The organism is Pseudomonas sp. FW300-N2F2, from assembly GCF_017351655.1.
Classification (GTDB): Bacteria; Pseudomonadota; Gammaproteobacteria; order Pseudomonadales; family Pseudomonadaceae; genus Aquipseudomonas; species Aquipseudomonas fluorescens_AA.
The window spans coordinates 1,139,496-1,161,235 of record NZ_JACNDQ010000001.1 but is presented as its reverse complement, the minus strand read 5'-3'; the positions used below and the strand labels follow the sequence as shown (position 1 = coordinate 1,161,235).

Here is a 21,740-nt window from a genome sequence, read left to right as displayed (position 1 = left end):
CCGCTCAGGCAGCCCTTTTCTTCAGAAAAGCCGATGCATCCGCGCCGGTATTGAACAACAGGTCGATCACACTGACCGCATGCTGGAAGTCGCCGTAGACCTGCCGATACTCGGGATAGCCGGCATAACTCATGTACGACACCGCGATCCCGTTGGCGGCGAATGCCGCTTCATCGAGGTAGTGACTGGCTGCGGGTCCAGAGAGGTATTCGTTGGCCCCGAGGGCCTGGCACAGATGGATCAAGCGTTCATTCTTGCCCTCTACTCCCCCCAGGTCCTCGGAACGGTAAAGCGGCGTGTGGATATCCAGCAGCGGGCACAAGCCGGCGATGAACAGGTGGTTGATCGCGGTCAGGTGGGTAAGGTCGGCGGCTTGCTCGTAGAGCGTGCGAATCGGCGCTTCCATCTGGGCGAAACAGGGTGCGCGCCGGTAGCTCTGCTCAATCGTCTTCCAGTGCGCGGCGGCCCAATCCGGACTGCTGACCTGGACTTCATTGATCAACTGGCCAAGACGGCCCTTCTTCTTGACCGCAATACTCAGCCAATGCTCACCCTGGGCAGTCTTGATCTTGTTGCGGTTGCGCCAGTCACTCCGGGTGTACTGGACATCGTCATACAGGATGAACGCATCGACGCTGCGGATCAGATCGAAATAGCCCTTCCAGGGAATGTAATTCGACTGCACCACAGCTATCTTCTTTTGCATCCTGAACCTCACATACGCAGCGGGAATCGGGGCTCTGCCCTGTCAAAAAATCGCCACCAAATATGAATATGCGTGGACAGGTCTGGATGTAGCAAATCCCATACCAGCGAAACAAAGCTCGCTACGGCTCGGTCTTGCCTACCTCATACTCACGCAATTTATTGGCGATGGTCGTATGGGAAACCCCCAGCCGCTTGCCCAATTGCCGGCTGCTCGGGTGCTCGGAGTACAGGCGCTCCAGCACGGCTTTCTCGAAGCGTCCGACGATGTCGTCCAGCCCCCCCTCAAGGGAAAAATCGCCAAGGGGCTGACGCACGCCGTAGTCCGGCAAGCGGATGTGCTCAGCCTTCACCTTCCCGCCGTCGCACAGGGAAACGGCCTGGAACAGCACGTTTTCCAGCTGTCGGACATTGCCCGGCCAGTGGTAGTGACTGAGGCGGTCCATCGCCGCCGGGGCCAGCTTGGGCAGTGCACAACCGATCTGGCGGCTGGCCTGGTCGAGGAAATGTTCCACCAGCGGCGCCAGGCCATCGAGGCATTCGCGCAGGGGCGGAATATGCAAGGAAAGCACGTTCAAGCGGTGGTACAAATCCTGACGGAATTCGCCCCGGGCACAGAGTTCGGACAAGTCGACCTGTGTCGCGCAGATCACCCTGACGTCCAGGTATACCTCTTCATCGCTGCCGACACGGCGGAAGCAACCGTCCTGCAGGAAGCGCAGCAATTTCACTTGCAGGCGCGGGCTCATCTCCCCGACCCCGTCGAGAAACAGCGTTCCCCCCGCGGTCAGTTCCAGCAGACCGAGCTTGCCTTCGGCCCGGGCGCCTTCGAAGGCACCCGGCCCGTAGCCGAACAGTTCGGTCTCGGCCATGGACTCGGGCAGCCCGGCGCAGTTGAGTGCCATCAATGGCGATTGCCCGCGCGGGCTCGCCAGGTGACAAGCGCGAGCCAGCAGTTCCTTGCCAGTGCCGGTTTCCCCTTCTATCAATAGCGGCGCGTCCAGGGGGGCCATGCGCCGGGCCTCACGGACCACCGCCGCCATCACTTTCGAACTCTGGAAAATACTGTCGAAGCCGCGCAACTCCTGCTTGCGCACGTTATAGATCCGCTCGCCCACCCGGTCGGCCCGGTGCAGCGTCAGCACCGCACCGGCCATGGCCTCGCTGTCGTCGTGTTCCGATTGCAGTGGCGCGATGTCCGCCAGGAACACATCGCCCTTGACCTTGACCCGCAGGCCGTTGATACGCGACTGGTTGGCGCGCACCAGTTCCGGCAAGTCGAAATCCTCGGCGTATCGGGACAGCGGGATGCCCGGCACCTCGTCGACACGCACCCCGAGCAACTGCGCCGCCGCCCGGTTGGCCGCGACGATGGAGCCCCCCATATCGATGGACAGCACCGGAAACTCCAAGGCGCCGAGCAGGGCGTTGAGTTCCATGTGCCGACGCTCACTGGGCATCAGTCCTACGCGCTTGACGCCAAACACCCCGGCGATGCCTTCGAATTTCGGACGCAGTGCCTGGAACTGGATGTTGATCAGGTTTGGGCAGTGCAGGTAGATCGCGTTGCCATGCTCACCACCGACCTCCCCTCGGGCGACGTTGATGCCGTATTCCACCAACAGGTTGAGGATGTCTCGCAGGATGCCGATGCGGTTCTGGCAATGGACTTTGATGCGCATGGAAAGGCCCGGGTGTGGATGAGAGAGACGCGCCATTCAAGCCCCGACACACACCTGTGGCGAGGGAGCTTGCTCCCTCGCCACAGGGTTTTGCGTAGGGCTTTTTGTCTAGGCACACAAATAGTTGTCAAGATTATGTGACAGCTGTAGGCCGTTTCCCACTCAAAAATCCTGATACTGCCGAAGCATAGGCGATTATGTAACGATAAGTTTACGAAATGAGCCATTCTTGGCCCCGCTCGCTGGCTCACCCCTACTGCACGTACCCCTGCTTCGCGCTATCTCTATTGCATCGCTGGACATAACAACAAACACATCATCCCCCTGAGGGAAATCAGCAGGAGAGCAGCATGAAGCAGACGCAGTACGTGGCTCGCGAGCCCGATGCGCAAGGTTTTATCCACTACACCGCTGAAGAACACGCGGTGTGGAACACGCTGATCACCCGCCAGCTGAAAGTCATCGAAGGCCGTGCGTGCCAGGAATACCTGGATGGCATCGACAAGCTGGGCCTGCCCCACGACCGTATCCCGCAACTGGACGAAATCAACAAGGTGCTGGGCGAGACCACGGGCTGGCAAGTCGCCCGGGTGCCAGCGCTGATTCCCTTCCAGACCTTCTTCGAATTGCTCGCCAGCAAACAGTTTCCTGTGGCGACCTTTATTCGCACCCGGGAAGAGTTGGATTACCTGCAGGAGCCGGACATTTTCCACGAGATCTTCGGCCACTGCCCGCTGCTGACCAACCCTTGGTTTGCGGAATTTACCCACACCTACGGCAAACTCGGCCTACAGGCGTCCAAGGAAGAACGGGTTTACCTGGCGCGCCTGTACTGGATGACCATCGAGTTCGGCCTCGTGCAGACCCCGCAGGGCCGGCGCATCTACGGCGGCGGCATCCTGTCTTCGCCCAAGGAAACCGTGTACTGCCTGTCGGACGAGCCGGAACACCAGGCCTTCGATCCGCTGGAAGCCATGCGCACCCCGTATCGCATCGACATCCTGCAACCGGTGTATTTCGTGCTGCCCGAACTCAAGCGTCTGTTCGACCTGGCTCACGAAGACATCATGGGCATGGTCAAGCGCGGTCGGGAGCTGGGCTTGCATGCCCCGAAATTCCCACCAAAAGCGGCGTGAACCGCCTCTTTTAATCCCAATTGAGTCTGTTGCACGACGCCGCTTTGCTTTAGCGTGGGTGCATCGACGTTTTCCAAATATTCGATCCAGGAACACATCATGAACACTCTGAACCAAGCCCATTGCGAAGCCTGCCGCGCCGATGCCCCGCAAGTGAGCGACGAAGAACTGCCGGTGCTGATCAAGCAGATCCCAGACTGGAACATCGAAGTGCGCGATGGCGTCATGCAGCTGGAAAAAGTTTTCCTGTTCAAGAACTTCAAGCACGCCCTGGCGTTCACCAACGCCGTCGGCGAGATCTCCGAGGCCGAAGGCCACCACCCTGGCCTGCTCACCGAATGGGGCAAAGTCACCGTGACCTGGTGGAGCCATTCCATCAAGGGCCTGCACCGCAACGACTTCATCATGGCCGCCCGCACCGATGACGTGGCCAAGACCGCCGAGGGCCGCAAGTAATGCATTTCGATGCCATCGGCCGGGTCCCCGGCGACCCGATCCTCGGCCTGATGGAGGCCTACGGGGCGGACAGCAACCCGAGCAAGTTCGACCTCGGCGTGGGTGTCTACAAGGACGCCCAGGGCCTGACGCCGATTCTTGAGTCGGTGAAGCGGGCCGAGCAGCGACTGGTGGATCGCCAGACCACCAAGACCTACATCGGTGGTCATGGTGACGCCGCGTTCGGCCAACTGATCAATGAGCTGGTACTGGGCGCCGACTCGCCGCTGATCGCAGCAAAACGCGCGGGCGCCACCCAGACACCGGGCGGTACCGGTGCCCTGCGCCTGAGCGCCGACTTCATCGCCCAGTGCCTGCCGGGCCGTGGTGTATGGCTGAGCAACCCGACCTGGCCGATCCACGAAACCATTTTCGCCGCGGCGGGGGTCAAGGCCAGTCATTACCCCTACGTGGGCGCCGATAATCGCCTGGATTTCGAGGCGATGCTGGCGACCTTGAACCAGGCCCCCAAAGGCGATGTGGTGCTACTGCACGCCTGCTGCCACAACCCCACCGGGTTCGACCTGTCCCATGAGCAATGGCGCCAGGTCCTGGAAGTGGTGCGCAACCGTGAACTGCTGCCGCTGATCGACTTCGCCTACCAGGGCTTCGGCGATGGGCTGGAGCAGGACGCCTGGGCGGTGCGGTTGTTTGCCCAGGCCCTGCCGGAAGTGTTGGTCACCAGTTCCTGTTCGAAGAACTTCGGCCTGTACCGCGACCGTACCGGTGCGTTGATCGTCTGCGCCCGGGATGGCGAGAAGCTGGTGGACGTCCGCAGCCAACTGGCAAACATCGCCCGCAATCTCTGGTCGACACCGCCGGACCATGGCGCTGCCGTCGTGGCGACCATCCTCGGCGACCCGGAGCTCAAAAGCCTGTGGGCCGATGAAGTCCAGACCATGCGCCTGCGCATCGCGCAATTGCGCAGCGGTTTGCTGGAAGCCCTCGAATCCCATGGCTTGCGCGAGCGCTTCGCCCATATCGGCGTGCAACGCGGGATGTTTTCCTACACTGGCCTGACGCCGGAACAGGTCAAGCACCTGCGCGAGCGCCACAGTGTCTACATGGTCGGCACCGGCCGGGCCAACGTGGCCGGCATCGACGCCACGCGCCTGGACCTGCTGGCCGAGGCGATTGCTGACGCTTGCAACTAACCCAAGGCCGGGCACTTTCCCTGTGGCGAGGGAGCTTGCTCCCGCTGGGCTGCGCAGCAGCCCTGAAACCCGGCACCTCGGAGTGTCAGGCGGCCTCTAACCAGGCATTTGGGGCGGCTTCGCCGCCCAGCGGGAGCAAGCTCCCTCGCCACAGTGGATCAAACACACCCAAAGTCATCCGCCGCCCTTGAGACGTTACGAGCCCGTCCACTCCTGGACAAACTGCCCGACATCTTCCTGGGGCGCGGTGCGCGCTTCTTTCTGCGGCGTGCCCAGGTAGAGGAAACCGATCACCTCTTCCCCCTCCTCAAGACCAAGCCCCCTGGCCACATGCGGCGAATACGCCAGCTCACCGGTACGCCACACCCCACCCACCCCTTGGGCATACGCGGCCAGCAAGATGCCATGGGCCGCGCAGCCGGCCGCCAGCAGTTGCTCGGATTTAGGGATTTTGAAATGGTCCTGCAGACGGGCAATCACCACCACGACCAGCGGCGCGCGCAATGGGCCGTTGAGGGCTTTTTCCACGACGGCTTCAGGGGCGAGCGGGTCATTGAATTTCGCCGCTTCGGCCAGCAGTTCGCCCATGCGATGCCGCGCCTGTCCCTCGACCGTCAGAAAGCGCCAAGGCCGCAACTGGCCGTGATCCGGCGCACGCATGGCCGCGGCGAACATGAGTTCGCGCTGTTCCGGCGTGGGTGCCGGCTCCACCAGGCGCGGGACAGAAACACGATTGAGCAAAGCGTCGAGAGCCTGCATCGGCCACCTCCTGAAAAAATGTTTGGCCATTCTAGCGGGAAGCGCCGCCGGCTGCCGGTTTACATGCCGCTTGTCGCGGGTAGAATGGCGCCCTTCCCTTTACAGCCTGAGCGGACTTCATGGCGTTGCCGACCCTGCGGATCATTGGTTTCATCATCGGCATCTTCCTGATCACCCTGGCGATCTTCATGGTCGTGCCCATGGCCACCCTGTTGGTCTTCGAGCGCACCCGCGACCTGCCGTCGTTCCTCTGGTCGAGCATGATTACCTTCGTCGCCGGCCTGGCGCTGGTGCTTCCCGGGCGCCCGGAACACATCCACCTGCGTCCGCGGGACATGTACCTGCTGACCGTCAGCAGCTGGCTGGTGGTGTGTATCTTCGCCGCCCTGCCCTTCCTGCTGACCCAGCACATCAGCTATACGGATTCGTTCTTCGAAAGCATGTCGGGCATCACCGCCACCGGCGCCACCGTCCTGAGCGGCCTGGACACCATGTCCCCGGGCATCCTGATGTGGCGCTCGCTGCTGCACTGGCTCGGCGGTATCGGCTTCATCGGCATGGCGGTGGCGATCCTGCCGCTGCTGCGCATCGGTGGCATGCGGCTGTTCCAGACCGAGTCGTCGGACCGCTCGGAAAAAGTCATGCCCCGGTCCCACATGGTGGCGCGACTGATCGTGGCGTCCTACGTGGGCATCACCATCCTCGGCACCCTGGCGCTCTGGTGGGCCGGGATGAGCCTGTTCGATGCCATCAACCATTCGATGTCGGCGATCTCCACCGGCGGTTTCTCCACCTCGGACCTGTCCCTGGCCAAATGGACCCAGCCGGCGGTGCACTGGGTCGCCATCGTCATCATGATCCTCGGCAGCCTGCCGTTTGCCCTGTATGTCTCGACACTGCGAGGCAATCGCCGGGCGCTGATCAAGGACCAGCAGGTCCAAGGGCTCATCGGCGTGCTGCTGGTGACCTGGCTGGTACTCGGCACCTGGTATTGGGCGACCACCGACCTGCATTGGCTGGACGCGCTACGGCACGTGGCGCTGAACGTGACGTCCATCGTCACTACCACCGGCTTCGCCCTGGGCGACTACAGCCTGTGGGGCAATTTCTCGTTGATGCTGTTCTTCTACCTGGGGTTCGTCGGCGGCTGTTCGGGCTCGACGGCTGGCGGGATCAAGATTTTCCGCTTCCAGGTCGCCTACATCCTGCTTCGGGCCAACCTCAACCAACTGATCCACCCCCGTGCGGTGATCAAGCAGAAGTACAACGGTCATCGCCTCGACGAAGAAATCGTCCGCTCGATCCTCACGTTCTCGTTCTTCTTCGCCATCACCATCTGCGTGATCGCCCTGCTGCTGTCGCTGCTGGGCGTGGAGTGGATGACGGCCCTGACCGGCGCGGCCAGTACCGTGTCCGGTGTCGGCCCGGGGCTGGGGGAAACCATCGGGCCAGCCGGCAACTTCGCACCGCTGCCGGACGCGGCCAAGTGGATTCTATCCGGGGGCATGCTGCTGGGCCGGCTGGAGATCATCACGGTGTTCGTGCTGTGTATCCCGGCGTTCTGGCGCCACTGACCGGTTCAGGCTGGCTCGCCAATCGCGCCCGGTATTCGCCGGGCGTGGTGTCGAACCAGCGGCGAAAGGCCCGGAAAAAATTGCTCGGGTCGGCGAACCCCAGCAGATAGGCGATTTCCAGCAGCGTCATGCCTGGCTGCGCCAGGTACTGCTCGGCCAGTTCACGACGGGTGTCCTCGAGCAGGTTCTGGAAACTGGTGCCCTCCTCCTGCAAGCGCCGCTGCAAGGTGCGCTGCGACAGGTGCAACGTCTGCGCCACCACGTCTCGCTTGGGTTCCCCCTGGGGCAACAGCCGACACAATACTTGTCGCGCCTTGTGGGTCACGCGGCTTTCCGAAAAACGCGCGAGGTATTCCCCGGCAAACCGGTCGTGAAGCTGTGCCATGGCTTCGTTGGCCGTCGGCAGCGGCGCCTCCATGTCGGCCCGCTCAAAGATCAGCGCGTCATAAGGCGCGCCAAACACCAACGGCGCGGGGAAGGCTCGGTGATAAGGCGCCAGGTCCAACGGTTCCGCGCCCTGGAGCAACACCTTCACCGGGTGCAGGGTGCGCCCGGTCAACCAACTGCACAGGGCCAGCGCACACGCCAGGGACGCTTCGGCACTTTGACGGGTTGGCGGCAGATGGTCGCCATGCACCGTCAGGATCAGCCCATAGCCCTCTTCCAACTGGCGAAAACTCAAATCGGCGCTTTCGGCAATGATCCGCTGATAACGCACCAGCCGTTGGAACCCCTCCACCAAGGTGCGACTGGACATCAAGGCGTAGCCAGCCACATGGAACGAGGCCGGGCGCACCACCTTGCCCATGTTCAAGCCGATGGCCGGGTTACCCGACAACTCCACGGCCCGTTGCCAGAGCCGAGTCATCGAGTCCTGGGGGAAACGCGCATCCGGATCCTCCAGCGCATCGAAGTCCAGCCCCAGTTGCTTGAACAGTACCCGACAATTCAGGCCGTCCATTTCCAACGCCTTGACAATCCCCATCGCCCAGCTTGAAGAAGTGGTTCGTTCGCTCATGACGTTTTACTTGCATGACGAGCCGCAGGGTACGGCTGGATTTGCGAAGGATACTAAAGTGGCGCTGATTGTCACTGGCCGTAGCGATTGATGGCTCTAGACTCCAAGTACCAGAACAATAACCACAGAGCCATCCGTCGTGGAAAACGCTAAACGATTCAATAGTTTCGCCGAGTTCTACCCGTATTACCTCAGCGAACACAGCAACAGCACCTGCCGGCGACTGCATTTCATCGGCACCTCCCTGGTTATCCTGGTGTTCGCCCTCGCTCTGGTCGTGGGTAACGGGTGGCTGTGGCTCGCCCTGCCCGTGGCCGGCTACGGCTTCGCCTGGGTCGGGCACTTCTTCTTCGAAAAGAACCGTCCCGCCACCTTCCAGAATCCGCTCTACAGCCTGCTCGGCGATTTCGTCATGTACCGCGACATGCTGCTGGGCAAGGTCGCGTTCTAATAAGGACTGCCGATGAGCAACCACGCACGCTTTACCCACATGAAAGAAGGCACCCAACAAGACTGGGCGATCATCGCGGCCGACTTCAGCGCCTACGCGCGACAATTGCCGGGCCGGATCCTGGCCCACTTGAAGCTGCTGGACGGCGATTTCGGCGGGTTCCCGGTGGATCGCCTGACTCACTCCCTGCAAACCGCCACCCGTGCCTACCGGGACGGGCGGGACGAGGAATACGTGGTCTGCGCCCTGCTCCACGACATCGGCGACACCTTGGGTTCGTACAACCACCCGGACATCGCCGCGGCGATCCTCAAGCCCTTCGTCAGCGCCGAAAACCTGTGGATGGTGGAGAAGCACGGGATTTTCCAGGGCTATTACTTCTTCCATCACCTGGGCATGGACCGGCACCTGCGCGAGCAATTCAGTGGCCATCCGCAATACCAGGCGACCATTGAGTTCTGTGCGAAGTATGACGCGGCGGCATTCGATGCCGAATACGACACCCTGCCGTTGAGTTTCTTCGAGCCGATGCTGGAAAGGGTCTTTGCCACGCCCAAGCAATCGATCTACAAGGCGGCGATGGCTGACATACCGGCCTGACAGACACAGCAAAACCCGTGGCGAGGGAGCTTGCTCCCGCTGGGTGGCGAAGCCGCCCTGTTTTTGGGGGCTGCTGCGCAGCCCAGCGGGAGCAAGCTCCCTCGCCACAGGGGGTTATATGTTTGCTTGCGAAAGCATCAGACCGGTCTAAACCGGCTCGGCCACTTTCAACTCAGCCTTGAGCAGCGCTTCACGCGCCTGAGCTTCCGCCAGCCGATACAGCTCGATCGACCCGTCCCAATGCTCGATCAGCGCCGTGCAGGATTCGACCCAATCGCCACAATTGAGGTATTCCACCTCGCCCACCATGCGCATCTCGGCGTGGTGGATATGCCCACAGACCACGCCATGCAGTTCGCGCTTCACACATTCGTGGGCGATGGCTTCTTCGAAATCGCTGATGAAGCTGACGGCGGTCTTGACCTTGTGCTTGAGGTACGCCGACAACGACCAGTAGCCGTAGCCATAACGGGCCCGCCAATGGTTGAGCCAGCGGTTCAGCGTGAGGGTGAACTCGTAGGCCGAATCCCCAAGGAACGCCAGCCAACGGTGGTAACGGGTGATGACATCGAACTGGTCGCCATGGATCACCAACAAGTGCCGACCATCGGCGGTGACGTGCACCGCCTCGTCCACCAACTGGATATTGCCCAGGATCAGCTTCGAATAGCGCCGCAGGAATTCGTCATGGTTGCCGGTGACGTAGATCACTTCGGTGCCGCGCTTGCTCATGGTCAGCAAGCGACGAATGACGTTGGTGTGGGCCTGGGGCCAATACATGCCACCGCGCAGTTTCCAACCATCGATGATGTCACCCACCAGGTAGATCTTGTCGGCGTGGTAGCCCTTGAGAAACTGCGACAAGTGCTCGGCCTGGCAATCCCGGGTGCCCAAGTGCACATCGGAAATCCACAGGGTGCGAACACGCTGCTTGCGGCTGGGTTTGGCGAGCTCGGCGCTGGTCATTGGGCAACCCTCTGATCGTTTTCGCCACTGTGCACGCCAGCGGTTAATGGCCCATGACAAACACAAGTCCATTACATGACAGCGCGGGGCGATGTGCCCTCGGTGTATGCTGGCGGCCTGACACGGGAGACCGCGATGAGACCGATCCTCACGCTACGCCACTACAGCCACGATTTGATTGTCCACAGCCACGACCACGCGCAACTGGTGTTCGGGTTGTCCGGCGCGCTGGATTTCGAGGTCGAAGGGCGTGGCAGCCAGGTGGTGCAACAGAGTTTCGTGGTAGTACCCGCCGGAGCCCATCATGCCTGCGGCAGTCCCCAGGGCAGTCGCTGCCTGGTGCTGGATGTGCCCAGTGACGATTGGGTCGGGCGATGCCTGGGGGATCACGCCGACGCCAGCCGCCGCTTGCTCGACGACACCGCTCGCCTGCCCCTGGACGCGGGACAAAGCCAATTGGTCAGTTGGCTGGCGGGCAGCCCGGTGGACGACCCGGTGATCGCCCAGCAAGGCGCGGTGCTGCTGCTGGCGAGTCTCAATGACGTTCGCCAGCGCCCCCTCGGAGGCCGCCGCCTGCCCTACGCCGCACTCAACGCCCACATCGACCAGAACGCCGCCTATCCGCTGCAAGTGGCGGACCTGGCGCGGGTCGCCGGCCTTTCCAGCGCCCGCCTGCATGCGCGCTTCATCGCCGAGTGCGGACAAACCCCGATGGAGTACATCCGCAGCCGCCGCTTGCACCAGGCCGTGGCGTTGTTGCGCGAGTCGGACCTGCCCATCGGCGAGATCGCCCACCGGGTCGGCTACAACTCCCAGAGTGCTTTCGCCGCGGCGGTGCTGCGGGAATTCGGCGCCTCGCCGGGCAAGCTGCGGCGTCAGCGCTAGATGCGCGCTAAAAATCGCTAGGATCGCGACAGACACAGCCGTCTCACCCACGCTTAAATACTGACATCCGTGACGCGGCGGTCCTGTGGGAGCTTGCTCCGGGCGGCAATCCGACGATTGCTATCTGTCAGTCAATATCTGCATTGCCTGAACCACCGCTTTCGCGAGCAAGCTCGCTCCCACAGAAGACACTCGCCAGTTGCCCCACTGTCTGTTGAAAGGATTGAAATGACGCCCCGTACTGCCCTCGGCGCCCTGCACATTGGTGCACTCATGTTTGGCCTGACCGGTGTCTTCGGCAAACTCGCCGCGGCTTCGCCAGCGGTCATCGTGTTCGGTCGCGCTGTCTTCGCCGTGCTGGCCCTGGCGATGTTCGCCCGGTTCGCCAGCAGCAGCCGCTGGCAGAAACTGCGGGCACAGGATGGCCGGCGATTGCTGCTGGGCGGCCTGTTGCTGGCCGGGCACTGGGTGAGTTTCTTCATCGCCGTGAAGGTGGCCGGCGTAGCGATCGCCACGTTGGGGTTCGCCAGTTTCCCGGCCTTCACGGTATTGCTCGAGGGGCTGATCTTCCGCGAGCGGATTCGCGCCAATGAAATCTGGCTGGTGGTGCTGGTGAGCGTCGGCCTGGTGTTGGTCACGCCGAACTTCGACCTGGCCAGCGGTGCCACCACCGGCCTGCTCTGGGCCGTGGCTTCGGGGCTGTTGTTTTCACTGCTGTCATTGACCAACCGTGCCGGCTCCGCGCATGTACCGCCCGTGCAGGCAGCGCTGTGCCAGAACGTGGTGGTCGGGTTGTGCCTGTTGCCGATGGCCGCGCCACAACTGAGCGACGTTCGCCCCCTCGACTGGTTGTGGATCGGCTTGCTCGGCGTGTTCTGCACCGGCCTGGCCCACAGCCTGTTCGTCGCCAGCCTGGCGGTGATCAAGGCCCGCACGGCGGCGGTGGTCTTCGCCATGGAACCGGTCTACGGCATCGCCATGGCCTGGTGGCTATTCGACGAACGCCCGACGCTGCGCATGCTGGTGGGCGGCGTGGTGATCATCGCGGCCATCGTGATCTCGAGCCAGCTGGGTGGTTCGAAGAAACCAGGGGTGGGCGCCCAAGCCGCGTCTCACTGAACCCGGTCGTTGTGGCCCAGGTCCCGCTCCGGGTCGATCCGGTCGCGGACCCGCTGCTTGAGGACCTTGGCCTCGGGAAAACCGCCATCGGCCTTGCGCTCCCAAATTTGCGCACCGTCGCAACTGATGTGGAACACACCGCCGGTGCCCGGCACCAGGGACACTTTGCCCAGGTCGTCGCCGAAGGTGCTGAGCAGCTCCTGGGCCAGCCAGGCGGCGCGCAGCAGCCATTGGCACTGGGTGCAATAGGTGATGACAACTTCGGGCTTGTGTTCGGTCATTGCGGGTGAACTCCTGGGTTCGAAGGCGTCGTTATAATACCTGCCTTTGATCGCCCGCCCCGAGATAGACGATGCGCCGCCTGCTCCCCCTCCTGCTTCTGCTGCTGTTGCCCCTGCCCGGCCATGCCAACGAGCCCGCCGTCGAAGCGCCACGCCCGAAAATCGGCCTGGTGCTGTCCGGCGGAGCGGCGCGGGGCCTGGCCCACATCGGCGTGCTCAAGGCCCTGGAGGAGCAAGGCATCAAGATCGATGCCATCGCCGGCACCAGCATGGGCGCGGTGATCGGCGGGCTGTATGCCTCGGGCTACAAGATCGACGAGCTGGAAAAGCTCGCCCTGGGCATAGACTGGCAACAGGCCTTGTCCGATGCGCCGCCACGCAAGGACGTGCCGTTCCGGCGCAAGCAGGATGACCGCGACTTCCTGGTGAAACAGAAACTGAGCTTTCGTGACGACGGCAGCCTCGGCCTGCCCTTGGGGGTCATCCAGGGCCAGAACCTGGCCCTGCTGCTCGAAAGCCTGCTGGCCCACGCCAGCGACACGCGGGACTTCGACAAACTGCCGATCCCGTTTCGCGCCGTCGCCACCGACATCGCCACAGGCGAAAAAGTCGTGTTCCGCAAAGGCCACCTGCCCAAGGTCATTCGCGCCAGCATGTCGATCCCAGCGGTGTTCGCCCCGGTGGAGCTGGACGGCCGGCTGCTGGTGGACGGCGGCATGGCCGACAATATCCCGCTGGATGTGGCCCGGGACATGGGCGTGGACGTGGCCATCGTGGTCGACATCGGCACACCGCTGCGCACCCGCAAGCAACTGGTCACGGTGGTCGACGTGCTGAACCAGTCGACCACCCTGATGACCCGGCGCAACTCTGAAGAACAACTGGCTACCCTGAAAAAAAGCGACGTATTGATCCAGCCGGCCCTGGCGAGCTTCGGTTCCACCGACTTCGGCCGGGCCCAGGACATGATCGACGCCGGCTATCGCGCCACCCGGATACTCGAGGCACGCCTGGCCCCTCTACGCCCTTCCGAGGCGCCCGACGCCGAACTCATGGCCGCGCGCGCGCCCAGCGAACGCACACCAGTCATCACCGCCATTCGCGTAGAGAACGACTCGAAAGTCGGCGATGACGTGATTCGCTACTACATTCGCCAGCAGATCGGCGAGCCGCTGGACCTGGGCCGCCTGCAGACCGACATGGGCACGCTGTACGGCCTGGACTACTTCGAACAGGTGCAATACCGCGTGGTCCACAAGGGCCCGGACCACACCTTGGTGATCAGCGCCCGGGGCCGACGCACCGGCACCGACTACCTGCGGCTGGGGCTGAGCCTGTCGGACGATATGCGCGGCGACAGCGCTTTCAACCTGGGGGCCAGCTATCGGGTCAACGGCATCAATCGCCTGGGCGCCGAGTGGCTGACCCGGGCGCAGATCGGCGACAAGCAGGAGCTGTACAGCGAGTTCTACCAGCCATTGGACGTCGGCTCGCGCTACTTCATTGCCCCCTATGGGCAATTCGAATCGCGCAATGTCGAGTCCATCCTGGACAACGATCCGGTGGCCCAGTATCGCGTCGAACGTTATGGCTTCGGGCTCAACGTGGGCCGCCAGATTGGCAACAGCGGCGAAATCCGCTTCGGTGTCGGCCAGGCCTGGGGCAAGGCCGATGTGCGCATCGGCGACCACGACCAGCCCAGCGAGAATTTCAACGAAGGTTTCTACGAACTCAAGTACTCGTTCGACTCCCTCGACAGCGTGTATTTCCCCCACGAAGGGGAAGACATCGGCCTGAGCTGGCGCCAATACGAACCGGGGCTGGGCTCCGACCAGCGCTACCGCCAGTGGGAATTCAAACTGGACAAGGCGCTTAGCAGCGGCCCGGACACCTTCATCCTGGGCGGACGCTACGGTCGCACCCTGGACACCGCGGAGGTCGTGACCTCCAGCTTTGTGCTCGGTGGCGCGCGGCAATTGTCCGGCTTTCGCGAAGATGGGGTGTCGGGACAGAACATGAGCCTGATGCGCGCCGTGTATTACCGCCGCCTTACACCGCGGGCCTACCTGCCATTGGATTTTCCGTTGTACATCGGCGGCTCGTTGGAACGCGGCCGGGCCTGGAACAACGACAACGAATTCGACAGTGGCTACATCAACGCCGCCAGCATTTTCCTCGGTTTCGATACACCGCTGGGGCCATTGAACTTCAGCTATGGCTTCAACGACGACGATGAACAGGCGGTGTACCTGAACCTGGGGCAGACGTTTTGAGGGGCTGGGTGTTTGCCTGGACTGGGTTGATAGCCTGACAGGCCGTCATCGCGAGCAAGCTCGCTCCCACAGCAAGCTGCGCGCCCATGTGGGAGCGAGCTTGCTCGCGATGAGGCCAGCCGCTACAACCTCGATGGCGCTTAGCGAATCCCCGCCAGCAGCACCCGGGCGGTCTGCTTGAGGGGTTCGTCACCTTCTTCGAGCAATTCTTCAAGCAGGGTGACGGCGGTCTTCAGGTCGCCATCGTCGATACAATTCTGTGCCTGTTCCAGCTTGACCGAATGTTCCGGGACCTGGGGTTCGAGGGACAGGCTGTCCAGGGAAACAGGTTCAAGGGCCAACGGCTCAAATTCCAGCGCCTGTTCTTCATCGGCAAAGCCTTCGAGGAAATCATCGTCCAACGACTCGGTTTCCAGGGGCGCTTCCCATTGCAACTCCGATTCATCGAAACCTGAAAGCGACAAGCCCTCGACACTGTTGTCGGGCAGTGGCGTCGCAGGTTTATCTTCGGCGAGGGTGCCCTGGTCATCCGCCAGGTCCCAGCTGGTGTCCATGGACAGTGCGTCCAGGTCCAGTTCGAACTCGTCACTGGGTGCCTGTTCACGTTCAGGCGCAAGAACCGGTACCTGGTGTTGCGCCTGTTCCACTATCGGTGCGGTGATCAAGGCAACCTTGGGATAGCGCCCGCGGATATCCTCCAGCGTCCCGGCATCGACGCCTTGTGCCAGCAGATGATGTTCCTGGGCCTGGAAACCGATGACATCGCCCTGCTTGCCCAATACCTCCAACAACTTGAGGCCCAGGTCGGTGCGTTCCGGTTCGGCCAGCAATGCCGCGCGCAACAGCCCGGCGGCCTCGGTGAAACGGCCGTAGGTCAGGTAGATCCCGACGCCCTCCAGCACATCACCCTGGGGCGCATCACCGTTGTTGAACGAGTTCGCAGCCTCGGATGGCTCCGTGTCGGGGATTGACGCAAAGGTTTCGCCACCTTCCTCCAGCATCGGCTCGGGGCGCTCGGTCATCGGCTCCAACTCGTCATGCTGCTGGCGACGCCGAATGAACAGTAACAATGCGAGCAACCCCAACAGGGCCACCAACCCCGCCACCCATGTCCAAGCAATGCCCTCCGGCTCTGCAACCGGTTCGGTCACGGGGGAGACGTCCGGAGCCGGCTCCGACGCAGGCTGCGCAGGTTGCGCCGACGCAACGGGGGCCGGAGTCTCGGCCAGCCGGGTCTGCAATTCGCTGATCTGCTTGCGCTGGCCGGCGATTTCTTCGTCCTGGGCCTGGAGCCGCGCTTGCAGAGCCTCGATGGTCTTCTGTTGCTCCTGGTTCTGCAGCACGCTGGCGGCCAACTGCTCATCGGCCGCGGCGGAGGCCTGGCCAGCGGTGGATGCAGCCGCTGTCGGCAGCACGGCCGAGTCGGGCAATAACAGGCGCTGGCCGATGGAGAGCCGGTCGCTGCCGGGATTCAGGGCCTGGATCCCTTGCATCAACTCATTGACCGACGCGTTGCTGCCGGCGTCATGCAGGCGCTGGGCAATCACCCAGGGGTTGTCTCCCTGCACGACCGTGTAACGCTTGCCCTGTACTGCCGGAGGCGGCTTGACGGCCGGGGTGGCCTGGCTCGGCGTCGCAGGCTGCGGGGCCGTGGACGGTTCGTCACGGGCCGGCACGATACCCGGTGAGCCAGGTGGGTCGATCAGCACGGTGTATTCGCGCAGCAGGCGCCCATTGGGCTGATTGAGCTGCACCAGGAAATTGAGAAAGGGCTCTTCCACCGGCTTGCTGGACGTCACCCGAATGAAGCTGCGCTCACCCCGCCATACCGGCGTAAAGCGCAGGTTGCTGAGAAAGAATACCCGCTCCACACCCGCACGACTGAAGTCGTCCGGGCTCGCCAGGCTGGCCGACAGATCCCCTTCACTGATTCCGGCCACATCGACCAGGGCGATATCGGCGCGCAACGGCTGGTTCAGGGCGGAATGGAGCGTGATCTCGCCAAGGCCCAGTGCTGACGCCAAGGCCGGAAACCCCAGGGCACCCACGACGATCGACACGTTGACCCAACTGCGCAACGTGGACTGCAAACTTACAAGCATGGGCATCCCTTTCGATTACCAGAACCAACCACGGCGTAAACGCTCCCAATAGGAACGCTTAGTACTGGTTATAGTTCGCTAACCGGCGAATCTCAAAAGTCTGACGCCAGGGATCTGCCTCAGGATTTTTCCAGGTTAGCCAGGATCGTGTCGTGAACCCGCATGCACACGCGCATGTCCGCCTCGTCGACACCTTCGAACAGCTCCCGGCGCAATTGCATGGCAATGGTTTCGATCTGTTCGATCAACGGTAGGGCCGGTGCGCAGAGCACGATTTTCTTGGCCCGACGGTCTTCGGCCACAGCCTGGCGCTGCACCAGCCCCTGGGTCTCCAGGCTGTCGAGCAACCGGGCCAGGGTCGGGCCTTCGACGGCGACACTCTGGGCCAGTTCACGCTGGGTCGGCGCCTGTTCGAAACGGGCCAGGTGCAGCAGCACCAGCCAGCGCGCCTGGGACAGGCCCAGCCCGGCCAGGCGGCGGTCCAGTTCGGCGCGCCAGCCTCGAGACATTTGCGCCAACTGCATGCCAAAGCGGTGTTGATCGGTTAACGGCATAAAAAACTCATCAGATCTGAAATAGAGAAAAACTAATTATTAGTCAGCTAAGCATGAGCTTTGGATTCAAGCAAGGTTCGCCTTGTACTGAATCGTTAAAGGAGCGCAACTCACTGATCAGACTTCAAATTCCGACTGTAACGCAGCCCTGACGCAATACAGCACACCTTCAGGCACCCGTCCGACAAACAGCGCGGCGACTTCGGACACCGGCGGTAACTCGCCTTCGCCGTCCAGGAACGCGTCCTGTACCTCGCCCATCAGCTCCTCGGGCAAATCCAGTGCCTGTTCCAGGGACAACTGCTGTTTGCCGATGGCCTCGGCCAGCATCGTGTAGACGTTTTTCTCCGAGCACTGCAATTGCCCGGCGATCTGCAACGGGGTCATACCGGCCCGGGCCAGCGTGATGAGCTCGTGGCGCACATCGGCCACCGCTTTCGGCGCTTCGACCTCGCCCCCCAGGACCTGGAGGAAGGCTTCGCCATAACGCTCCAGCTTGCGCGCCCCCACGCCGCTGACCCGGGCCATTTCCGCCAGGGAGGTGGGCTGGCTGCGGAGCATTTCCAGCAGCGTCGAATCGGGGAAGATGACGTACGGTGGCACGCCGTGTTCCTCGGCCAGCTTGCGACGCAAGGCGCGCAAGGCTTCCCATTGATCGCGCTCTTCGCCACGGACCAATTGGCTGGCCTGGCTCTTGCTGCTCTTGATCGCCGTGGCCGGCTTGAGGTCGCGGCGCAGCTCCAGGGTAACCTCGCCCTTGAGCAAGGGCCGGCAGGTTTCGGACAAGCGCAGGCCGCCGTAGCCTTCCAGGTCAATGTCTGCCAGGCCGCGGGCCACCAGTTGCCGGAACAATGAGCGCCACTCACTTTCGGTGCGCGCCTTGCCCACGCCGAACACCGAGAGGTGCTGATGGCCGAAGTTGCGGACCTTCTCGTTGTCCTTGCCCAGCAACACGTCCACCAGGTGCCCGACGCCATAGCGCTGGCCGGTGCGGAAAATCGCCGACAAGGCCTGGCGGGCCGGCTCGGTGGCGTCCCAGGTTTCCACGCCATCGACGCAGTTGTCACAGTGCCCGCAAGGCTGGGGCATGTCTTCGTCGAAATAGGCCAGCAGGGTCTGGCGGCGGCAGCGGGTTTCTTCGCACAGCGAGAGCATGGCGTCGAGCTTGTGCTGCTCCAGGCGCTTGTGGCGCTCATCGCCTTCGGAGTTCTGCAGCATCTGCTTGAGCATCACCACGTCTTGCAGGCCGTAGGCCATCCAGGCGTCGGCCGGCAAGCCATCACGGCCGGCACGCCCGGTTTCCTGGTAGTACGCCTCGAGGGACTTGGGCAAGTCCAGGTGTGCGACAAAACGCACGTTGGGCTTGTCGATGCCCATGCCGAACGCCACGGTGGCCACCATGATCAGGCCTTCCTCGTTGAGGAAGCGCTTCTGGTGGTAGGCCCGCAGGTCGTTGGGCAGGCCGGCGTGATACGGCAACGCCGGGAACCCCTGTTCACACAGGAACGCCGCCACTTCATCGACCTTTTTGCGCGACAGGCAGTAGACGATGCCGGCATCGCTGCGGCGCTCGGCGAGGAACGCCAGCAGTTGTTTGCGTGGCTGTTCCTTGGGCACGATGCGGTAGAAAATGTTGGGACGGTCGAAGCTGGACAGGAACCGCTCGGCCTCCTGCAAGTGCAGGCGCTCGACGATTTCCTCGCGGGTGCGTTTGTCGGCGGTGGCGGTCAGGGCGATGCGCGGCACGTCGGGGAACAGTTCCGCCAATTGCCCCAGTTGCAGGTATTCACGTCGGAAATCGTGGCCCCATTGAGACACGCAGTGGGCTTCGTCGATGGCGAACAGGGCGATTTCCAGGCTCTGCAGGAACGCCAGCATGCGCGGCTGCACCAGGCGTTCCGGGGCCAGGTACAACATTTTCACTTCGCCGCGCTTGATCCGCGTCGCCAGGTCCCGCTGTTGCTCGGCACTGAGGGTGGAATTCAGCGAAGCGGCGGCAACCCCCAGTTCCTCGAGAGTCGCGACCTGGTCGTCCATCAGCGCGATCAGCGGCGAAACCACCACCGCCAGGCCGTTGCGCAGCAGCGCCGGCACCTGGAAGCACAAGGATTTGCCGCCGCCGGTGGGCATGAGCACCAAGGCATCGCCACCGTTGGCCACGCGCTCAATAATGGCACCCTGGCGGCCACGGAAACTGTCGTAGCCGAAGATGTCCTTGAGGACGCGTTGAGCCTGTTCGAGCATAGAAACTCCAAAAATCACCGAAACATCCCTGCAAGGCTGGTTCAGAATCGCAAACGCCGCACCGGCAAATCGTAAGTGCGCGTTTCGAACCGGCGGAACGCCGCAGGGCATCACAAAACGCGGCAGTATACCCGAGGCCTTCGCCGCAAAGGGGGCTGCTGACAAGAGGTGCTAGCGGCTGGGATGGCCAACCCATGGCTTCTGTTGTCACAAGTCCCTGTGGGAGCGAGCTTGCTCGCGATAGCGGTGGGTCATTTTGAGAAGATGTGGAATGTAACGCCCTCATCGCGAGCAAGCTCGCTCCCACATTTGCTTTGCGGTGCCCCCCGCACTTGTGTCCACCCCCGAGCCTCCAAGAGGCAAATACGCCACGCGGCTGGCCTGTACGCTCAAGAAGGCCTAGAATTCCCGCATTGTTTATTCCCCAAGGTAGCCCGTAATGTCCTTCGCTGAGCAACTGACCCGCCTGCAAGTCTTCCTCGACGCCGATGAGCTGCACGAGGAAGCGCTGGACTACGTGGCCGCTCACGGCTACCTGACCGCCCTGTCGATCTGCGCCGAAACGGTGCCGGATCGTGAGTGGATCGACGCCCTGTTCGCCGAAGAGCCGCATTACAGCGACGAAGCCCAGCGCGCCGAAATCGAAGCCACCCTGGTCGGCCTCAAGGCCCATATCGCCCGTCAACTGGCCTCCGACGAAGAATTCGAGCTGCCATGCGAACTGGACCTGGGCGATGACCCGGACGATTCGGAACTGCGTGGCTGGTGTATCGGGTTCATGGAAGGCGTGTTCCTGCGCGAAGCCGCCTGGTTCGAAACCGCCGAAGAGGAAGTCAGCGAAATGCTGCTGCCAATCATGGTGGGTTCCGGCCTGTTCGACGAGCAACCGGAATTTTCCGACATCGCCGCCGACGCGAACCTGATGGACGACATGATCGTCCAGATCCCCGAAGCCCTCACCGCCCTGTATCTGCTGTGCAACGCCCCGGACGAGAAACCGGCGATCCTCAAGCCTCGCCACCACTGAGTGACCGGGTGCCCTCGCCAGTCGGCAACCGCCCGCTGATCCTGCGTTACGCTCTACTGGCCATCGGCTGGCTGAGCGTGGTGCTGGGAGTCATCGGCATTTTCGTTCCCGTACTGCCCACCACCCCCTTCCTGCTGCTGGCCGCGGCCTGCTTCGCCCGCAGTTCGCCGCGCTTCTACCGATGGCTGGTCGAGCATCCCCGCCTCGGCCCGTGGATCAGCGACTACCTCAGCGGCAACGGCATCCCGCTCAAGGGCAAGGTCTATGCCATCGGGCTGATGTGGGCGAGCATTCTCTTTTCCTGCTACCTGGTGCCGCTGCCGTGGGCGCGGGGGTTCATGCTCACCAGTGCGGTATTGGTGACGATTTATATCCTCAGGCAGAAAACACTGCGCAGGCCCTAAGCCAACCCTGCAGATGCTCCCGCTGGGCTCTGTAGGAGCTGGCGAAGCCTGCGATCTTCTGATCTTTCGCTCGAGACTCAAATGTCTGGGGAAAGATCGCAGCCTCGCGCCGCTCAACAGCTCCTACCGCGCGCGCCAGCATGCCCTCGGAATCTGGCCCATACCGCAAGTCCTGTGAGAGCCGAGCTTGCTCGCGAAAGCGGTGTGTCTCGGATGGTGATGGTGGATGTGCCGCCGTCTTCGCGGGCAAGCCCGCTCCCACAGAGAGGCGCCGATCAATACTCATCTGAGACCAGGCAATCCCAACCTGG

The 21,740-nt window shown here is 62.6% G+C and carries 20 protein-coding genes; 11 read left to right on the top strand and 9 right to left on the bottom strand.

Features of this window, described 5'->3' with window-relative positions; genetic code table 11:
• Window positions 1–4: 4 nt before the first annotated feature.
• Window positions 5–706, bottom strand: coding sequence for a WbqC family protein (locus J4E63_RS05305; protein WP_192259417.1), 702 nt, complete (start codon window positions 704–706; stop codon window positions 5–7).
• A gap of 121 nt (window positions 707–827) precedes the next feature.
• Window positions 828–2,387 (bottom strand): sigma-54-dependent transcriptional regulator, encoded by a 1,560-nt coding sequence (locus J4E63_RS05300; protein WP_207281304.1) that lies wholly within the window; start codon window positions 2,385–2,387, stop codon window positions 828–830.
• Between the two features lie 350 nt (window positions 2,388–2,737).
• Between J4E63_RS05300 and phhA the strand changes: the two genes are divergently transcribed.
• The 3 genes from phhA to J4E63_RS05285 all read left to right on the top strand — a co-directional run bounded on the left by phhA (window position 2,738) and on the right by J4E63_RS05285 (window position 5,172).
• Window positions 2,738–3,523, top strand: a complete 786-nt coding sequence (gene phhA / locus J4E63_RS05295; RefSeq protein ID WP_053120239.1) for a phenylalanine 4-monooxygenase — start codon at window positions 2,738–2,740, stop codon at window positions 3,521–3,523.
• A gap of 99 nt (window positions 3,524–3,622) precedes the next feature.
• Window positions 3,623–3,979: a 4a-hydroxytetrahydrobiopterin dehydratase gene (locus J4E63_RS05290; RefSeq protein WP_003184087.1), complete on the top strand. Its 357-nt coding sequence runs from the start codon at window positions 3,623–3,625 to the stop codon at window positions 3,977–3,979.
• The gene (locus J4E63_RS05285) at window positions 3,979–5,172 is read left to right on the top strand and encodes an amino acid aminotransferase (RefSeq protein WP_207281303.1); all 1,194 of its coding nucleotides are present in this window, start codon (window positions 3,979–3,981) and stop codon (window positions 5,170–5,172) included. Before J4E63_RS05290 ends, J4E63_RS05285 begins: the two co-directional genes overlap by 1 nt.
• A 195-nt stretch (window positions 5,173–5,367) precedes the next feature.
• On the opposite strand, the gene J4E63_RS05280 is transcribed toward J4E63_RS05285, so the two are convergent.
• Window positions 5,368–5,931 (bottom strand): NAD(P)H nitroreductase, encoded by a 564-nt coding sequence (locus tag J4E63_RS05280; RefSeq protein WP_207281302.1) that lies wholly within the window; start codon window positions 5,929–5,931, stop codon window positions 5,368–5,370.
• Between the two features lie 119 nt (window positions 5,932–6,050).
• Between J4E63_RS05280 and J4E63_RS05275 the strand changes: the two genes are divergently transcribed.
• Window positions 6,051–7,505: a TrkH family potassium uptake protein gene (locus tag J4E63_RS05275; RefSeq protein WP_060738671.1), complete on the top strand. Its 1,455-nt coding sequence runs from the start codon at window positions 6,051–6,053 to the stop codon at window positions 7,503–7,505.
• On the opposite strand, the gene J4E63_RS05270 is transcribed toward J4E63_RS05275, so the two are convergent.
• A complete protein-coding gene (locus tag J4E63_RS05270) occupies window positions 7,462–8,523 on the bottom strand; it encodes an AraC family transcriptional regulator (RefSeq protein ID WP_207281301.1) in 1,062 nt (353 codons plus the stop codon). The two genes, J4E63_RS05275 and J4E63_RS05270, sit on opposite strands and share 44 nt — an antisense overlap.
• Before the next feature lie 139 nt (window positions 8,524–8,662).
• Between J4E63_RS05270 and J4E63_RS05265 the strand changes: the two genes are divergently transcribed.
• Both J4E63_RS05265 and J4E63_RS05260 read left to right on the top strand, forming a co-directional pair.
• Window positions 8,663–8,974, top strand: coding sequence for an Mpo1-like protein (locus J4E63_RS05265; protein WP_207281300.1), 312 nt, complete (start codon window positions 8,663–8,665; stop codon window positions 8,972–8,974).
• Between the two features lie 12 nt (window positions 8,975–8,986).
• Window positions 8,987–9,574, top strand: coding sequence for an HD domain-containing protein (locus J4E63_RS05260; protein ID WP_063322435.1), 588 nt, complete (start codon window positions 8,987–8,989; stop codon window positions 9,572–9,574).
• 147 nt (window positions 9,575–9,721) lie between these two features.
• Here the strand turns inward: J4E63_RS05260 and J4E63_RS05255 are convergent, their stop codons facing one another.
• A complete protein-coding gene (locus tag J4E63_RS05255) occupies window positions 9,722–10,540 on the bottom strand; it encodes a UDP-2,3-diacylglucosamine diphosphatase (RefSeq protein WP_060738675.1) in 819 nt (272 codons plus the stop codon).
• 135 nt (window positions 10,541–10,675) lie between these two features.
• Here J4E63_RS05255 and J4E63_RS05250 point away from each other — a divergent pair, with 135 nt between their 5' ends.
• Together J4E63_RS05250 and J4E63_RS05245 are read left to right on the top strand one after the other, a co-directional pair.
• Window positions 10,676–11,425 (top strand): AraC family transcriptional regulator, encoded by a 750-nt coding sequence (locus J4E63_RS05250; RefSeq protein WP_207281299.1) that lies wholly within the window; start codon window positions 10,676–10,678, stop codon window positions 11,423–11,425.
• A 228-nt stretch (window positions 11,426–11,653) separates the two neighbouring features.
• Complete coding sequence (locus tag J4E63_RS05245; RefSeq protein WP_207281298.1) at window positions 11,654–12,544, top strand: DMT family transporter; 891 nt, start codon at window positions 11,654–11,656, stop codon at window positions 12,542–12,544.
• Here the strand turns inward: J4E63_RS05245 and J4E63_RS05240 are convergent.
• Window positions 12,538–12,825: a SelT/SelW/SelH family protein gene (locus tag J4E63_RS05240; RefSeq protein WP_060738678.1), complete on the bottom strand. Its 288-nt coding sequence runs from the start codon at window positions 12,823–12,825 to the stop codon at window positions 12,538–12,540. The two genes, J4E63_RS05245 and J4E63_RS05240, sit on opposite strands and share 7 nt — an antisense overlap.
• Before the next feature lie 71 nt (window positions 12,826–12,896).
• Here J4E63_RS05240 and J4E63_RS05235 point away from each other — a divergent pair, with 71 nt between their 5' ends.
• Window positions 12,897–15,098, top strand: coding sequence for a patatin-like phospholipase family protein (locus J4E63_RS05235; protein ID WP_207281297.1), 2,202 nt, complete (start codon window positions 12,897–12,899; stop codon window positions 15,096–15,098).
• Window positions 15,099–15,238: 140 nt separating this feature from the next.
• Here the strand turns inward: J4E63_RS05235 and J4E63_RS05230 are convergent, their stop codons facing one another.
• From J4E63_RS05230 to recQ, 3 genes are all read right to left on the bottom strand, one after another.
• Entirely contained in the window at window positions 15,239–17,200 is a 1,962-nt protein-coding gene (locus tag J4E63_RS05230) for a FimV/HubP family polar landmark protein (RefSeq protein ID WP_207281296.1), read from the bottom strand.
• 119 nt (window positions 17,201–17,319) lie between these two features.
• Window positions 17,320–17,754 carry a MarR family transcriptional regulator gene (locus J4E63_RS05225; RefSeq protein ID WP_207281295.1) on the bottom strand — a complete coding sequence of 145 codons (435 nt, stop codon included), beginning with the start codon at window positions 17,752–17,754 and terminating at the stop codon, window positions 17,320–17,322.
• 117 nt (window positions 17,755–17,871) lie between these two features.
• Window positions 17,872–19,998 carry a DNA helicase RecQ gene (gene recQ / locus J4E63_RS05220; protein ID WP_207281294.1) on the bottom strand — a complete coding sequence of 709 codons (2,127 nt, stop codon included), beginning with the start codon at window positions 19,996–19,998 and terminating at the stop codon, window positions 17,872–17,874.
• A 439-nt stretch (window positions 19,999–20,437) separates the two neighbouring features.
• Between recQ and J4E63_RS05215 the strand changes: the two genes are divergently transcribed.
• A complete protein-coding gene (locus J4E63_RS05215; protein ID WP_060738682.1) occupies window positions 20,438–21,025 on the top strand; it encodes a YecA family protein in 588 nt (195 codons plus the stop codon).
• Between the two features lie 8 nt (window positions 21,026–21,033).
• Window positions 21,034–21,429 (top strand): YbaN family protein, encoded by a 396-nt coding sequence (locus tag J4E63_RS05210; RefSeq protein ID WP_103307884.1) that lies wholly within the window; start codon window positions 21,034–21,036, stop codon window positions 21,427–21,429.
• Window positions 21,430–21,740 lie beyond the last annotated feature (311 nt).

Bases quoted from the DNA above. Each gene is read 5' to 3' on its own strand.
- J4E63_RS05245 (WP_207281298.1), top strand. From the start codon at position 11,654: ATGACGCCCCGTACTGCCCTCGGCGCCCTGCACATTGGTGCACTCATG.
- J4E63_RS05285 (WP_207281303.1), top strand. From the start codon at position 3,979: ATGCATTTCGATGCCATCGGCCGGGTCCCCGGCGACCCGATCCTCGGC.
- J4E63_RS05290 (WP_003184087.1), top strand. From the start codon at position 3,623: ATGAACACTCTGAACCAAGCCCATTGCGAAGCCTGCCGCGCCGATGCC.
- J4E63_RS05260 (WP_063322435.1), top strand. From the start codon at position 8,987: ATGAGCAACCACGCACGCTTTACCCACATGAAAGAAGGCACCCAACAA.
- J4E63_RS05300 (WP_207281304.1), bottom strand. From the start codon at position 2,387: ATGCGCATCAAAGTCCATTGCCAGAACCGCATCGGCATCCTGCGAGAC.
- J4E63_RS05215 (WP_060738682.1), top strand. From the start codon at position 20,438: ATGTCCTTCGCTGAGCAACTGACCCGCCTGCAAGTCTTCCTCGACGCC.
- J4E63_RS05275 (WP_060738671.1), top strand. From the start codon at position 6,051: ATGGCGTTGCCGACCCTGCGGATCATTGGTTTCATCATCGGCATCTTC.
- J4E63_RS05270 (WP_207281301.1), bottom strand. From the start codon at position 8,523: ATGAGCGAACGAACCACTTCTTCAAGCTGGGCGATGGGGATTGTCAAG.
- J4E63_RS05225 (WP_207281295.1), bottom strand. From the start codon at position 17,754: ATGCCGTTAACCGATCAACACCGCTTTGGCATGCAGTTGGCGCAAATG.
- J4E63_RS05255 (WP_060738675.1), bottom strand. From the start codon at position 10,540: ATGACCAGCGCCGAGCTCGCCAAACCCAGCCGCAAGCAGCGTGTTCGC.
- J4E63_RS05235 (WP_207281297.1), top strand. From the start codon at position 12,897: ATGCGCCGCCTGCTCCCCCTCCTGCTTCTGCTGCTGTTGCCCCTGCCC.
- J4E63_RS05280 (WP_207281302.1), bottom strand. From the start codon at position 5,931: ATGCAGGCTCTCGACGCTTTGCTCAATCGTGTTTCTGTCCCGCGCCTG.
- recQ (WP_207281294.1), bottom strand. From the start codon at position 19,998: ATGCTCGAACAGGCTCAACGCGTCCTCAAGGACATCTTCGGCTACGAC.
- J4E63_RS05240 (WP_060738678.1), bottom strand. From the start codon at position 12,825: ATGACCGAACACAAGCCCGAAGTTGTCATCACCTATTGCACCCAGTGC.
- phhA (WP_053120239.1), top strand. From the start codon at position 2,738: ATGAAGCAGACGCAGTACGTGGCTCGCGAGCCCGATGCGCAAGGTTTT.
- J4E63_RS05230 (WP_207281296.1), bottom strand. From the start codon at position 17,200: ATGCTTGTAAGTTTGCAGTCCACGTTGCGCAGTTGGGTCAACGTGTCG.
- J4E63_RS05305 (WP_192259417.1), bottom strand. From the start codon at position 706: ATGCAAAAGAAGATAGCTGTGGTGCAGTCGAATTACATTCCCTGGAAG.
- J4E63_RS05250 (WP_207281299.1), top strand. From the start codon at position 10,676: ATGAGACCGATCCTCACGCTACGCCACTACAGCCACGATTTGATTGTC.